At 71.8% G+C, this 12,592-nt stretch carries 14 protein-coding genes; 4 read left to right on the forward strand and 10 right to left on the reverse strand.

What is annotated here, in order from left to right; translation table 11 throughout:
- Positions 1–63 precede the first annotated feature (63 nt).
- Both O7620_RS21975 and O7620_RS21980 read right to left on the reverse strand, forming a co-directional pair.
- Positions 64–663, reverse strand: coding sequence for a DUF305 domain-containing protein (locus O7620_RS21975; RefSeq protein WP_278124833.1), 600 nt, complete (start codon positions 661–663; stop codon positions 64–66).
- 30 nt (positions 664–693) lie between these two features.
- Entirely contained in the window at positions 694–2,586 is a 1,893-nt protein-coding gene (locus O7620_RS21980; protein WP_278124835.1) for a sigma-70 family RNA polymerase sigma factor, read from the reverse strand.
- Positions 2,587–2,917: 331 nt separating this feature from the next.
- Here O7620_RS21980 and O7620_RS21985 point away from each other — a divergent pair, with 331 nt between their 5' ends.
- Positions 2,918–3,103, forward strand: coding sequence for a hypothetical protein (locus O7620_RS21985; protein WP_278124837.1), 186 nt, complete (start codon positions 2,918–2,920; stop codon positions 3,101–3,103).
- Between the two features lie 236 nt (positions 3,104–3,339).
- Positions 3,340–4,146 carry an RNA polymerase sigma factor SigF gene (locus O7620_RS21990; protein ID WP_278124838.1) on the forward strand — a complete coding sequence of 269 codons (807 nt, stop codon included), beginning with the start codon at positions 3,340–3,342 and terminating at the stop codon, positions 4,144–4,146.
- Positions 4,147–4,211: 65 nt separating this feature from the next.
- On the opposite strand, the gene O7620_RS21995 is transcribed toward O7620_RS21990, so the two are convergent.
- The 7 genes from O7620_RS21995 to O7620_RS22025 form a co-directional block, all read right to left on the reverse strand.
- The gene (locus O7620_RS21995; protein WP_278124840.1) at positions 4,212–5,279 is read right to left on the reverse strand and encodes a DUF2855 family protein; all 1,068 of its coding nucleotides are present in this window, start codon (positions 5,277–5,279) and stop codon (positions 4,212–4,214) included.
- 63 nt (positions 5,280–5,342) lie between these two features.
- Entirely contained in the window at positions 5,343–6,566 is a 1,224-nt protein-coding gene (locus O7620_RS22000; RefSeq protein ID WP_278124841.1) for a PP2C family protein-serine/threonine phosphatase, read from the reverse strand.
- A gap of 176 nt (positions 6,567–6,742) precedes the next feature.
- Positions 6,743–6,916 (reverse strand): hypothetical protein, encoded by a 174-nt coding sequence (locus tag O7620_RS22005; protein ID WP_167627081.1) that lies wholly within the window; start codon positions 6,914–6,916, stop codon positions 6,743–6,745.
- 318 nt (positions 6,917–7,234) lie between these two features.
- Positions 7,235–8,266, reverse strand: a complete 1,032-nt coding sequence (locus O7620_RS22010) for a medium chain dehydrogenase/reductase family protein (protein ID WP_278124842.1) — start codon at positions 8,264–8,266, stop codon at positions 7,235–7,237.
- 88 nt (positions 8,267–8,354) lie between these two features.
- On the reverse strand, positions 8,355–8,897 hold the full coding sequence (locus tag O7620_RS22015) for a TetR/AcrR family transcriptional regulator (RefSeq protein WP_278124843.1): 543 nt from the start codon (positions 8,895–8,897) through the stop codon (positions 8,355–8,357).
- A 42-nt stretch (positions 8,898–8,939) separates the two neighbouring features.
- Positions 8,940–9,272, reverse strand: coding sequence for a nuclear transport factor 2 family protein (locus tag O7620_RS22020; protein ID WP_278124844.1), 333 nt, complete (start codon positions 9,270–9,272; stop codon positions 8,940–8,942).
- Positions 9,273–9,308: 36 nt separating this feature from the next.
- A complete protein-coding gene (locus O7620_RS22025; protein ID WP_278124846.1) occupies positions 9,309–10,088 on the reverse strand; it encodes an SDR family oxidoreductase in 780 nt (259 codons plus the stop codon).
- Between the two features lie 104 nt (positions 10,089–10,192).
- On the opposite strand from O7620_RS22025, the gene O7620_RS22030 reads away from it, so the two are divergent.
- A complete protein-coding gene (locus O7620_RS22030; RefSeq protein ID WP_278124848.1) occupies positions 10,193–10,708 on the forward strand; it encodes a helix-turn-helix domain-containing protein in 516 nt (171 codons plus the stop codon).
- Positions 10,709–10,712: 4 nt separating this feature from the next.
- On the opposite strand, the gene O7620_RS22035 is transcribed toward O7620_RS22030, so the two are convergent.
- Positions 10,713–11,588, reverse strand: a complete 876-nt coding sequence (locus O7620_RS22035; protein ID WP_278124850.1) for a helix-turn-helix transcriptional regulator — start codon at positions 11,586–11,588, stop codon at positions 10,713–10,715.
- A 130-nt stretch (positions 11,589–11,718) separates the two neighbouring features.
- Between O7620_RS22035 and O7620_RS22040 the strand changes: the two genes are divergently transcribed.
- Entirely contained in the window at positions 11,719–12,588 is an 870-nt protein-coding gene (locus tag O7620_RS22040) for an oxidoreductase (RefSeq protein ID WP_278124852.1), read from the forward strand.
- Positions 12,589–12,592: the final 4 nt, after the last annotated feature.

The following is a 12,592-nucleotide window of genomic DNA, read 5'->3' on the forward strand; positions in this document are numbered from 1 at the left end:
CCGTACCGGGCGGACAGCGGAGTGCAGATCAGACGTCCGCACCGACCGGCCCCCCGCGCGTCGTCATGTCCCCTCCGCGAGAGCACTCAGCTCGGCGGCCCGCGCCTGCTGGATCCGGCCCGCGAGCGCCTTCAACTCCGGGCTGCCCCCGGCGCTCTGCTCACCCCGGCACAGCACCATGGTCTGTTCGAGGTGCGCGCGCAGCAGGGCGACCGCCCGGGGCCACACCTCCGCGTCGGGCACGCCGCGCAGCTCGGCGAGGTGCGCGTCGGTCACCATCCCCGGCATCTGGTGCCCTTCGTGGACGTTCTGCTCCGGCACGTTGCCGGCGGCGAGCAGCCCACGCAGCTCCCGCAGCTCGCTTTCGTGCGCGGCCCGGACCGCACCGAGACGGGCCGCCAGCCGGGCGTCCGAGCCCACCGGTCGGGTGCCCAGGTGGTCGATCAACGCGAGCAGGCCCTCGTCCATCGGGATCACGAGTTGGATGAAGGCGTCATCGGTGCCGTTCAACAGCACCGGCGTGGTCGACACGGGCGCGGCCGAGGGGACCGCCGCAGGCTCGTCCCCGCCGCCCCACCCCTGGGCGAGACCCACCGCCAGCGCGGTCACGACCAGGGCCGCGACCACACCGGCGATCCGCCGGACCGGACCTCTGGTCGTCATCTGGTGCTCACCCACACGGTCCGTACCCACTCAGCGGGCCGTTTGGAAGGCGCGCCCGACCAGGGTCGCGTCGGTCGCGCCGCGGAACAGCCCGGACCGGTCCTTGTCGGTGGCGGGCAGACCGAACCAGGCGTAGCGCTGCACGTACGGGAGTTGGCTCAGCATGGAGGTGGCCGAGGTGAGGAAGGCGGCCTGCTGCTCCTGGCCGGGGAACTGCTGGCCGCCGCCGTCGAAGCGGATCAGCGCGAACTCGGTCAGCCAGATCGGTTTCCGGTACCGCTCGTACACGTCCTGCAGGTACTGCCGGAGCTGGTCGACGGCCGTGGCGGTGGTGAAGTCGGCGCCGAACCAGTGCAGCGTGATGAAGTCGACCCGATGCCCGCGGGCCTGCGCGCCGGACATGAACCGCCCCAGCCAACCTTGCGGGTCGGCGCCGCCGGAGGCGACCGCCGGGCTGCCCAGTCTGCTGCCCGTCGCCATCAACTGCGGCCACAGATCCAGCGCCTGCTCGACCGTCATGTTGGACTGTTCGCGCAGGTCCGGCTCGTTGAACGTGAGCAGGTACGGCCCGGCCGCCCGGGCTCGCGCCAGCTCCGGCGCGGTGACGTTCTCCGCGCCGCGGATCATCGGTACGAAGGTCACCCCCGGCGGGGTGGTGATACCCGGGTGCTGGGTGCCCCAGGTGTAGTACCAGCCGGCCTTCGAGCTGGCCAGGGCCTGGCTGACCCCGGCGAAGTTCCACACCCCGACGCCCTTGCGGGCGGAGCTGATCGTGGGCGCGGCGGCCGGAGCCCGCGACGAGGGTCGCGCGCTCGGGGTGGGTGCCGCGCTCGGGCTGGCGACGGCGGTGGGCGCCGCGGGCGGTGGGGCGGCCCAGGAGGGTGCGGACGGGTCGTCCGGCCAGGTCACCACCAGCGTGGTGATGGCCAGGACGACGGCGGCGACCCCGACGGCGAGCGATGGGAGCAGGCCACGAGGCCGGTTCAGCGCGCGGTTGACGAGCGTGTGACCGCCGTCGCCGTCGGTGGGCACCCCGGCGGGCGGGGTCGTCCCGGCGGTGCCCCCGCTCGCCGGGTCCGGCAGGTGGAGACCGTCGGCCGGCGAGGCGGCCGGCGGCAGCGCGACACCCGGCAGGTGAGCGCTGAGACCGGCCGGCAGCGGCAGCATCGGCAGACCGGCGAGCAGCCGGTCGATCGGCAGGAGGCTCGCACCGAGCCGCCCGCAGAGCGCGCAGTCGCGGACGTGCCGGGCGAGCCGTTTGCGCCACAGCGGGTTGGGCGCGCCGTCCCACTCGGCCGTCACGGTGCGCAGCTCCGGGCAGCCGGGACGGGCCCGCAGGGCACGGACGACGGCGCGGGCCGTCTGGATCTGGTCCTTCATCCGGTGGACCCGCACCGCCACGTGCCCCGGGGACAACCCGACCGCGTCGGCGACCTCGGTCCGGTCGAGCGCGCCGGTCTCCTCCAGCCACCAGAGCGAGAGCAACTCCTGATCGTCCGGGTCGAGCCAGCGGGTGGCCTCGGCGACCTCGCGCCGCTGGTCGGTGAGGCCGAGCCGGAGGATCGTCATTCCCGCGAAGTCGGACGCGGGGTCGGGCACGTTGTGGATCGCGTCGAGCCCGGCGTCGCGGCTGAGCGCGACACGCCGGCGCTGTTCCCAGTCGCGCACCTGACGGATCGTGATCGCCACGAGCCAGGACCGGAACGCGGCCGGGTCGTTGAGCCCGGGCAGGTGCCGGATCACGCGTACCAACGTCTCCTGGACCACGTCGTCGACGTCGGCGTGGCCGCGCAGCGCACGCCCGACGATGTTGTAGACCAGCGGGAGCGAGGCCGCTACGACGTCGTTGAGGGCGCGCTGGTCGCCCCGGCGGGCGGCGACGACCGACCCGACGTCGGGTAGTCCCCGACCGGCTGACGACATGGGTCTTACTCCTTCGTGCTCATCATCAAAGGCGGTCGCGTGGTGCGTGCTGACCGCCTCTATCGGAGACGTGCGGTGGGCGGTCGGATTACGGAAATTCTCGGCTCGGTCGCGGGTCGGCCGCGACCTGGGGATGCCGTGCGGTTCCGACGGCGACGCGTGACCCGTGACGACGACGGGTAAGGTGCGGGGTGTCGGTGTCGCCGGGCGGTCGCCCGGAATCGGGACACCCTGATCGGGCGCCAGTCTGAGCGCCGGGTCGCCACCCAGGTCGTACGGCGAGAGTTGCCGAGGCCCAGACACACCCCTTAGTGGAAGACAGGAATCCTGCATGACATCGAACGACAACGATCTGCCGGCCTTGTTTCTCGCCACCTCGAACGCCGACGGCCTCGACGGGTCGGCGGTGACCTTCGACGCCAGCGAGGAGGCCATGCGACGGCTACGCCACCCGTTCGCGGTGACGCCGGCCCGGCCGACCAGCAACGCAGGGGACGACGGGGATCAACGCGACTGACCCCGCCATTACACGCGACCAGCCCCACCAGCGCGGCATAGTACTTTCGGCTAGTAATCGATCAGCGTTTCGGGTAGTGTCCGGATCATCAAGTGCACGACATGACGCGGTGGTGAGGCCCGTGCTCGTGGCCTTACGACAGCGCACTTCGCCCCGTACGTGCGCCCCGGCGGCAGCCGGTTCGGAGACTCCTCCGGTCGACTCGATCGACGGGCACGTGCTGGAGGGACCACCTGATGGCCACCACCTTCGGATCGACGATCAGCACCCGCGTCGGCCAGCGACGCGGCGACCAGACGCCGGACGACCTCCTGGCCGCCCTGACGGCGGCACCAGCCGACGATCCGCGCCGCCCGGCACTGCGGGACCGCACCATCGAGGCGTGGCTACCGCTCGCCCGACACCTCGCACGCCGGTACGCCGGGCGCGGCGCGTCCGACGACGACCTGGCCCAGACCGCCGCGGTCGGGCTCATCAAGGCCGTCGACAACTTCGACGCCAGCCGGGGCGTCGACTTCAGCGGGTACGCCATCCCCACCGTCATCGGCGAGATCAAGCGGTACTTCCGTGATCGCACCTGGGCCGTCCGGGTGCCCCGCCGCCTTCAGGAGCTGCGCCTGTCGATCAGCGCGGCCAACAGCACCCTCACCCACACTCTCGGCCGGTCACCGACCGTGGCGGACATCGCCTCCTACCTCGACGTGTCCGAGGAGACCGTCCTGGAAGGACTGGAGGGTGCGCGCGCCTACCGGGCCACGTCGCTGTCCACGCCGACCGGAGCCGACGGCGGCCGGGAGCTCGGGGAGACCCTCGGCGGCGACGACCACGAGTTCGACCTCGTCGAGATCCGCGTCGCCCTCGGCCCCGCCCTCGCCACGCTGCCGGAGCGCGAGCGCGAGATCCTGAGCCTGCGCTTCCACGGCAACCTGACCCAGGCCCAGATCGCCGACCGGATCGGCATCTCCCAGATGCACGTCTCGCGGCTGATCACCCGCTCGTTGGCCGCCCTGCGCGACCAGCTCTCCACCGACAGCGGCTTCTAGCCGCCGTCCGCCACCGGAGCTGGCCGTGGACGCGTTGCGCGGCGAGGTGGTCCCCGGACGGGCCGTCAGAGCTGAACGACGTGACCCACCCGCGGTGGCGTACGACCCGCGAGGACGTCGAGCCACGCATGTCGCAGGGCCTCCGGCCCGACGCCTTCCTGAACGTCGAGCCACCCGCCCGCCACCGCGGTGAACCGCCGCCACGCCTCGGCGAACCGCCGGTCGAGCCCGTCACGGCCCCAGTCCTGGCTGCGTTTGCGCATCTGGACGGGTGCGAAGAACACCTCCTCGGCGGCGTCGGCGTTCGGAGTCTGGTTGGTCAGGCCGACGGCGATGTCCCGGACCAGCAGGTCACCGAGGTGCCGGCGGAGTGCGGCGCGGGTCGAGGGCGCGCCGGACAGGTCGAGGTAGACGCTCGCGACGGCGTCGAGAGCGCCGATGTCGTCGTACGAGACGACCTGGTCGTAGCAGCCGAGCGACCGGGTGAAGGCCACGTTGCCGGGTGAGGTGAGACCGACCAGGCGCGGGCCGCGCCCGTGCAGCTCGAACGCGGCCGCGTACGCGGTCTCGCTCGACGCCGACGACAGCAGCAGCGACTCGGCGCCGTGGAAGCCGTTGTCGCTGACCTGGTCGGCCAGCATGAACGAGGTGAAGAACAGCGGCCGGAACAGGATCAGCAGATCCTCCTGGTCGGGCTGGTACGCCGGGTCGGCGCCGGTCGACCGGTACGCGTTGTACGGCGAGGGCAGGTCGGCCCGGTGCGGGCTGGCGTCGCGGAACCCCGACGCGTCGACCCGGTCCGGCCGCACCAGCAGATGGCCGGCGGGCGGCAGGTAGCCGTACACCCGCTGCCCCACGTCGACCCCCGCGACCGTCGACGCGACCACCTCCGCGAAGCCCCAGAGCGGGGGAAGCCCCCATTCCGGCCCGAGCCCGCGCGGGCCGGGCGGGAAGAACTCCCAGTAGCGCATGGCGTCGCCGAGCACCGCGTAGGTCACGTTGTTGGCGCTGAGGCCGACGCGGTCGACCCGCAGGAGCGCCTCCCCGTCGGACGGGACGGCGGTCGTGCCGTCGACGAGCGTGCTCTGGCCGAGGTCGGCGCGGGCCACGGCGAACGTCCACGAGGGATCCATGGCCTGACGCTAGACAGCACCGGGAACGCAGACAAGTGCACTGCGAGTGCAAAATCCCACTCGCTAGGGCGACCCGGTGGCCGGCGTGACGAGGTCGCGCAGGTGAGCCAGCGGGGTGTGCGGCGGTTGCCACTCCAGGAACACGGCCGTGGCGTCGTCGTCGAGTTCGTCGTCCTGGTAGGTGACGACGGCGCGCACCAGCCGGCGCATCGTCTCCGGGCTGGGCAGACCGTCGTTGAGAGCGCGGTTGACGAAGTCGACGAGCCGGTCCAGCCCGAACCGCTCACCGTCGGCGCTGCGCGCATCGGTGATGCCGTCGGTGTAGGCGAGGATGCGGTCGCCGGGATGCAGATCCTCCACGTGCACCTCGGGGCGTCGGCCCGACAGGTGGCCCAGACCCAGCGGCAACGCGGTCGGCCCCGGCAGCTCCCGGATGGCCTTGCCGTCGCGCAGCAGCATCGCTCCGGGATGACCGGCGTTGATCATCTGCAGCCGCCCGGTCGTCCGGTCCAGCTCGGCGAGCAGCGCGGTCGCGAACAGGTTCGGATGCTCGGAACGCACCCACCGGTCGATGCTGATCGCGGTGTCGACCAGGTCGAGGCCGCACCGACGGGCGTTGCGGTAGGCGCTGACCACCAGGGAGGCCAGGGTGCTCGCCTTGATGCCGTGCCCACACGTGTCGAACAGCCCGACGCTGAGCACGTCGCCGTTCAACGCGTAGTCGAAGATGTCCCCGCCGACGTCGTAACACGGCTCGAGGATGGCGGTGACCACCATGTCGTCGGTCGCGAAGGTCAACGGCGGCAGCAGTCCCCACACGATCTCGGCGGCGACCTGCATCGGGAGCCGACGCCGCATCCGCTCGACCACGTCGCCGTAGGGCCGGCGGTTCACCAGCAACTGGGCGACGGTGACGGCCACCTCCCACGCCGGACCCTCCATGGCCCGGTCGCCGGCGGCCGGCGTGACGACCTCGAGCACACCCATCCGCTCGCACCCCAGCAGCAGCGGGACCCAGATCCGGTCGGGGTTGTCCGGGGCACGCTGGACGTCGAGGGTGGTGAACGCCCGGCCGGCGAGTGTCGTCTCGATCGACAGCTCGTGGCGGACGAGGCCGGCACCGAGCAGCGGCACGAGCAGGGTCTGCGTGTAGTCGGCCAGGTAGACCACGATCTCGGTGGCGTTGATCGCCGCCGCGGCGCCGGTGACCAGCAGAGACAGGTCGTCCGGCCCACCCCGTGGTGCGTTGAGCTGCAACGACCGCACCGCGTCGCCGGCGTCAACCACGCTCCACCTCCCCCTGTGTCCGGCGACGGAGACGAGCAGACCGGGTGCCACCACCGTAGGAGCACGACGGCGGCGACGCCACCCGGCCCCGGCCCTCGCGTTCGCGCCCTCCGTACGTCACCCCGCTGACCCCATCCACCCCACTCATCAGGCGATCGGGCCGAGAAGCGCAACCCTCACGGGGATGGCGCGTCGGCGAGGTCGGCCGGGTCGAGGTGCAGGGTGGCGAGCAGCCCGGAGTGCTTGGCCGGGTCGACCCGCTCCGGCAGCTCCCGCTCGACCCAGTCGGCCCGCGCCTGCTGGCCCCGGTCGCGAAGTGCGCTGACGATCCTGTTTCGGGCGATTCTCATCTGGTGCTCCCCCTGGTTGGCCGTGCGGTCGTGCGCGCGTACGGCGATCACGAACTGTGCGATGACCGGTGCATCTCACGGCGGGGACGTGGTCGGCGACGAACCAGCACGACAACACGTCACGGCGATGGGGATGGCGATCGGTTACGCCCCGAACGGGCTGGTGGCGACGGCATCTGCGGCCACCGGAGGCCCCGGGCGACATGTTCACCGTACGCCCTCCCGGTGCGGGCCGCACGGGCTGGCCACCCGACCGGCCCATTTCGACCAGGCCAGCAATGTCGACCTGGTCGAGGATGCCGTCGAGACAGCCGGAGGTCAGGGCTCCAGCACGACCTTGCCGGCGCGGCTGCGGGTCTCGGCGAACACCATCGCGGCGGACACCTCGGTGAGCGGGTAGCGGGCCGCGATCTGCGGCACGATCACTCCCTGTCGCAGCAGGTCGAGCACGGTGCCGAGGTCGGTACGCAGGCGACGTCGGAACGCCGTGGGGCGGGTCAGGCGGCCGGCCCAGAAGTTGTAGAACCCGGCCCGGTGCCCGTTCGGCAACGCGTTCCAGGTGTAGAGGCGGGCCAGCAGCTTCACGAAGACCCAGACGATCGACGTGGCGGAGCCCAGTGCGGAGGCGTTGCCGTAGACGACCAGCTTGCCGCCGGGGGCGAGCAGGTCGTACGAGGTACGGACGCCGGGACCGGCGACCGGGTCGAAGACGGCGTCGACGCCACCCGGCGACAGCTCGCGGACGCGCGCGGCCAGGTCCGGGTCGCGGTAGTCCAGCGGTTCGACGCCGAGTGCGCGCAGCGCGTCGTGATGCTTCGCGGCGGCGGTGCCGATGACCCGCAGGCCGAGGTGGCGTCCGAGTTGGACGAGCACCGTCCCGACCCCGCCGTTGGCGCCGTGCACGAGGATGGTCTGCCCGGCCCGCAGCTCGGCGCCGCGCAGCAGCTGCCAGGCGGTCACACCGTTCACCACGACGGTCTCGGCTTCGGCGGGGTCCAGATCCGCGGGTACGGGGGGCAGGTCGTCGACGTCGACCACCAGGTGGGAGGCCCAGGCGCCGGTCTTGGTGACCGCCGCGACCCGGGTGCCGATCAACGAGTCGTCCCCGTCGGGCCCCACCGACCGGACCGTGCCGACCAGGTCGTAGCCGGGCACGAACGGGAACTTCGGCTGGCCGGGGTAGAGGTTACGGCGCATGGACTGCTCGGCGTACGAGATGCCGGTGGCCTCGACCTCGACGAGCGCCTGCCCCCGGTTCGGGACGGGCATCGCGCGTCGGTGCAGCCGGAGCCCGTCGGGCTCCACCACGCCGGGCAGCACCACTTCGGTGATCATCGTGTCGGTCGTCATCAGGTACTCCTTTGTTTGTAAGTGTGCACTCACACACTTCGCAGGCTGAAAAAGTGGGCCGCTTCCGCGGCCCGGTTCGGGAGTCGGGTCAGGGGTGGCGGATGCCGGCGGTCAGCGCCCGCGCCCACGGCTCGGGGACCTGCTCCAGGCCCACGGTGACGATGAGATGACAGAGCTGGCCGTACGCGAAGAACTGCTGGACCTGCGCGTCGCTGACACCGGCCCGACCCTGCACGAAGGTCGCCACCCGCCGGTAGCCGGCACGCACCACCTCGGCGATCTCGGGGACGTCCGCGACGGCCTGCGCCTGCACCTGGAAGAGCAGGAGATCACGGTCGGCGATCAGCTCCGCGTAGGCACCGCCCATCGCGTCGAGGACCTCCTCCGGGCTGGTGCCACCGGCCCGCTCCGCTCCGGCCTCGATCGCCTCGGCGATCCGCTCGAAGCACGCCTCGGCGGCCGCCACGAACAACCCGAGTTTGCCGGAGAAGAGCCGGAACACGTACGCCTCGGAGATGCCGGCGGCGGCCGCCACGGCGGTGACCGGCGTGGCGTGGAAGCCGGTGCGCGCGAACGCCGACACGGCGGCGTTCAGGACGGTGACCCGGCGGGCCTCGGCGGTCGATCGCATGTTTGTAAGTGTGCACTCACAAACTAACGCCGTCAACCCCCGTCAGGGCGCGATGCGCAGCACCCGGATCGCGCTGTCGTCGTAGTCGCTGAAGCGGTACCGGAGCCCGGCGAACGGGCTGCCCGGGAAGTCGCCGGTGATCGTCGCGGTCACGACCGTGCCAGCGGGACCGTCCTGCACGTCGGTGACCTCGTACGACACCAGTGGCACCGCTCGGCGCCACTGCCGGATGGCCGCGATGCCGCGGTACTCGGCCGACTCGTCCTCGACGACGGCGTCCTCGGCGAACAGGGCGAAGTAGTCCTCGGAATCCGGTCGCCCGGCGAGTTCGAAGTAGCGGCGGATGATGGCCGGCACGGACTGGTTGGCGCTCACTGCGGGTGTCCCCTCTGTACGTCGGATCACGGTCGATCAGACCGTCGGAATGGTGCCGCCGTCGATGACGTGCTCGGCGCCGACGATCGCCGAGGCGCGGTCGGAGACCAGGAAGGCCACCAGGTCGGCGACCTCCTCCGGGCGCGCCGGACGGCCCAGCGGGATCCCACCGAGCGAATCCATCAACTGGCCGAGGGCGGTGTCACGGTCGACGCCGTTCCCGGTGGCGAGGCGCCCGATCAGCGCATCCGCCGCGGCGGTCTGGATGAAGCCGGGCGCGACGCTGTTGACCCGGATGCCGTACGGCGCGACCTCGTTGGCCAGACCCTTGCTGTACGCGGTCAGCGCCGCCTTGGCCGCCGCGTACCCCAGGGTGGCCTCGTACATCGGTTTACGGCGCTGGATCGAGGAGACGTGCACGATCGCGCCCGAACGCCTCTCGATCATGCCGGGCACGAGCCGACGGTCGAGCCGTACCGCGCCGAGGAGGTTGATGTTCAACTCCTGCGCCCAGTCCTGCTCGGTGAGCGCGGCGAAGCCGCCCGCCGGCGCGTGCGACCCGCCGACGACGTGGACGACGATGTCGGCACCGCCCGCGCCGAGCAGTCGCTCCGCCACCACCTCGGCACCGTCGACGCTCGACGTGTCAGCGGCGACGAACCGGTCCGCGAACTCGAAGCCTTCGGGCATGCCGCGGGCGCTGACCCACACGTCCGCGCCGGCCTCGCGCAACCGGGTGGCGATCGCCGCTCCGGCACCCTTCGTTCCCCCGGTCACCAGGGCGCGTCGGCCGTGCAGTGAATCCCGGTCGGGCATCTGTCACTCCTCTCTGGGCAGCATGAAGCGGACGTCGTACAGTTACTTCTGAAACAGCACCGACTAACTTCGACACTAGCACCCACTCGGGAGAGGGCACATCTGTGGCTGGGAAGATCCGCTTGGAGGACCGCGAGTGCCCGCTGTCCAGCGCGCTGGGCCATGTGGGCGAGTGGTGGACGCTCCTGATCTTGCACGACGCTTTCGACGGGTACACCCGGTTCGACCAGTTCCAGGCCAACCTGGGAGTCTCGTCCAGCATCCTGACCAGCCGGCTCAGGACCCTCACCGAGCAGGGACTACTCGAACGTCGCCGCTACCAGACCCGTCCCGACCGCTACGAGTACGTCCTCACCGACCTCGGGCGCAGCCTGCGTCCCGTCGTCGTCGCGCTCGCCGCCTGGGGGAACTCCCGCCTCGACCCCGCCGAGCGCAGCATGATCCTCGTCGACCGCGACACCGGCGTGGAGGCCGATCCGGTCATCGTCGACCGCACCACGGGACGCCGGCTCGACGACACCGACTTCGTCTTCGCCGCCGGCCCGGCCGCCAGCGAGACCATGCGGAAGCGCTACGAGCACATCCGTACGCAGGCAGCCCCGGACCAGCACCAACCCTGACCGGTCAGTCGCTCAGCCCCGGGGTGGACTCCACTCGGAGGCTGTCCGGGTTGTCGTCCGGCGTGCTGGCGGCGATCGACCCCAGCAGGGCCAACGAACGCGCCGACTCCGACCCGGGCTCCGCGTGGTAGATCACCAGGAGCTGGCCGTCGGCACCGGCGACCGCGAGCTTGTCGCAGTACAGGTCGAGGTCACCCACCTCGGGATGGCGTAGCCGGCTGACCACGCCCTCCCGCCGACGTACCTCGTGACGCGCCCACAACCGCCGAAAGCAGTCACTCTTGATCGACAGCTCACCCACGAGCGCCGCCAGGCGAGGATCGTCGACGGCCTCGCTCGAGTCGGCGCGCAGCTGCCCCACCGCGTTCACGGTCGCCCGCCGCCAGTCGCGGTGGAACTCCCGCTCGGCCGGGTCGAGAAAGGTCGCCCGGAGCCGGTTGGTCCCCGGGACGAGATTCGGCGACAACGCCCGCGCCATCCGGTTCGAGGCCAGGATGTCCAGGTAACGGCCCTGCACGAAGGCCGGCATGGGAAGCTCCCGCACCAGGTTCAGGACGCTGGCCGGAACCCGCTCGGTCGTCGGCCGGACCGCCAGCCGGGACCGGGTCCGGGTCAGACCGATCATGTACGCGGTCGTCTCCGCGTCCAGCCGCAGCACCCCGGCGAGGGCATCGAGGACCTGCACCGACGGGTGCCGCTCGCGGCCCTGTTCCAGCCGCAGGTAGTAGTCGGCGCTGATGCCGGCCAGCATCGCCACCTCCTCCCGGCGCAGGCCGGGCACCCGGCGCAGCCCCACGCCCGGGCCGAGCCCGACGTCCTCGGGCCGGACCTGCTCCCGGCGTGCCCGCAGGAAGTCCCCGAGCGGATTGGTCGCGTCCATGCCCTCGACGGTATGCCGCCCGGCCGGGCGGTGACTGGCCGTGTCACTACCAGGAACATCTCGCCCTGCCGGGCGGCCGGTTGTCGGTGCACAGTACACGTATCCACTCCGAACACGGACAGAGGACGACATGAGCGAGAACCTTCCCGGCGGTGCCCTGACCCTGGCCGACGGCCTCACCCTGAGCCGGATGGGCTACGGGGCGATGCAGTTGGCCGGCCCCGGCGTCTACGGCCCACCCCGCGACCGCGAGCAGGCCCTCGCCGTGCTCCGCGAGGCGGTCGACCTGGGGGTCCGACACATCGACACCAGCGACTTCTACGGGCCCGTGGTGGTCAACGAGCTGATCCGCGAGGCACTGCACCCGTACCCCGAGGATCTGCACCTGGTCACGAAGGTCGGCGCGCGCCGCGGCGCCGACCGCTCCTGGATCCCGTCTCTCGAGCCGGACGCCCTCAAGGCCCAGGTCCGGGACAACCTGGACCACCTCGGCCTGGATGCCCTCGACGTGGTCAACCTGCGGGTCGGCGTGGCGGAGGGCACCGGCGACGCGCCGCTCGGGGAGCAGTTCGCCGCCCTGGCGGAGCTGCGGCAGGAGGGTCTGATCCGGCACCTCGGGCTCAGCAACGTCACGCTCAACCAGCTCACCGAGGCGCAGGCCATCGCGCCCGTGGTGACGGTGCAGAACCTCTACAACGTCGCCAACCGGCAGGACGACGCCCTGGTCGACCGGTGCGCGGCGGAGAATATCGCGTTCGCCGCGTTCTTCCCGCTCGGCGGGTTCACGCCGTTGCAGTCCGGCACGCTCACCGACGTGGCCGCCCGGGTGGGCGCCTCGCCGCAGCAGGTCGCCCTCGCCTGGCTGCTCCAGCGCTCCCCCACCACCGTGCTGATCCCCGGCACGTCGAGCCTGGCGCACCTGCGGGAGAACATGGCCGCGGCCGACCTGAAGCTGCCGGCCGACGCGATCGAGGAGCTGGACAGCATCGGCGTCGCCTAGCGCA

Source organism: Micromonospora sp. WMMD710 (assembly GCF_029626045.1).
Classification (GTDB): domain Bacteria; phylum Actinomycetota; class Actinomycetes; order Mycobacteriales; family Micromonosporaceae; genus Micromonospora.

What these genes read in the sequence shown, in the direction of transcription:
- O7620_RS21985 (WP_278124837.1), top strand. Translation starts at nt 2,918, where the DNA reads ATGACATCGAACGACAACGATCTGCCGGCCTTGTTTCTCGCCACCTCG.
- O7620_RS21990 (WP_278124838.1), top strand. Translation starts at nt 3,340, where the DNA reads ATGGCCACCACCTTCGGATCGACGATCAGCACCCGCGTCGGCCAGCGA.
- O7620_RS21980 (WP_278124835.1), bottom strand. Translation starts at nt 2,586, where the DNA reads ATGTCGTCAGCCGGTCGGGGACTACCCGACGTCGGGTCGGTCGTCGCC.
- O7620_RS22040 (WP_278124852.1), top strand. Translation starts at nt 11,719, where the DNA reads ATGAGCGAGAACCTTCCCGGCGGTGCCCTGACCCTGGCCGACGGCCTC.
- O7620_RS22005 (WP_167627081.1), bottom strand. Translation starts at nt 6,916, where the DNA reads ATGAGAATCGCCCGAAACAGGATCGTCAGCGCACTTCGCGACCGGGGC.
- O7620_RS22010 (WP_278124842.1), bottom strand. Translation starts at nt 8,266, where the DNA reads ATGACGACCGACACGATGATCACCGAAGTGGTGCTGCCCGGCGTGGTG.
- O7620_RS22035 (WP_278124850.1), bottom strand. Translation starts at nt 11,588, where the DNA reads ATGGACGCGACCAATCCGCTCGGGGACTTCCTGCGGGCACGCCGGGAG.
- O7620_RS21995 (WP_278124840.1), bottom strand. Translation starts at nt 5,279, where the DNA reads ATGGATCCCTCGTGGACGTTCGCCGTGGCCCGCGCCGACCTCGGCCAG.
- O7620_RS22015 (WP_278124843.1), bottom strand. Translation starts at nt 8,897, where the DNA reads ATGCGATCGACCGCCGAGGCCCGCCGGGTCACCGTCCTGAACGCCGCC.
- O7620_RS21975 (WP_278124833.1), bottom strand. Translation starts at nt 663, where the DNA reads ATGACGACCAGAGGTCCGGTCCGGCGGATCGCCGGTGTGGTCGCGGCC.
- O7620_RS22025 (WP_278124846.1), bottom strand. Translation starts at nt 10,088, where the DNA reads ATGCCCGACCGGGATTCACTGCACGGCCGACGCGCCCTGGTGACCGGG.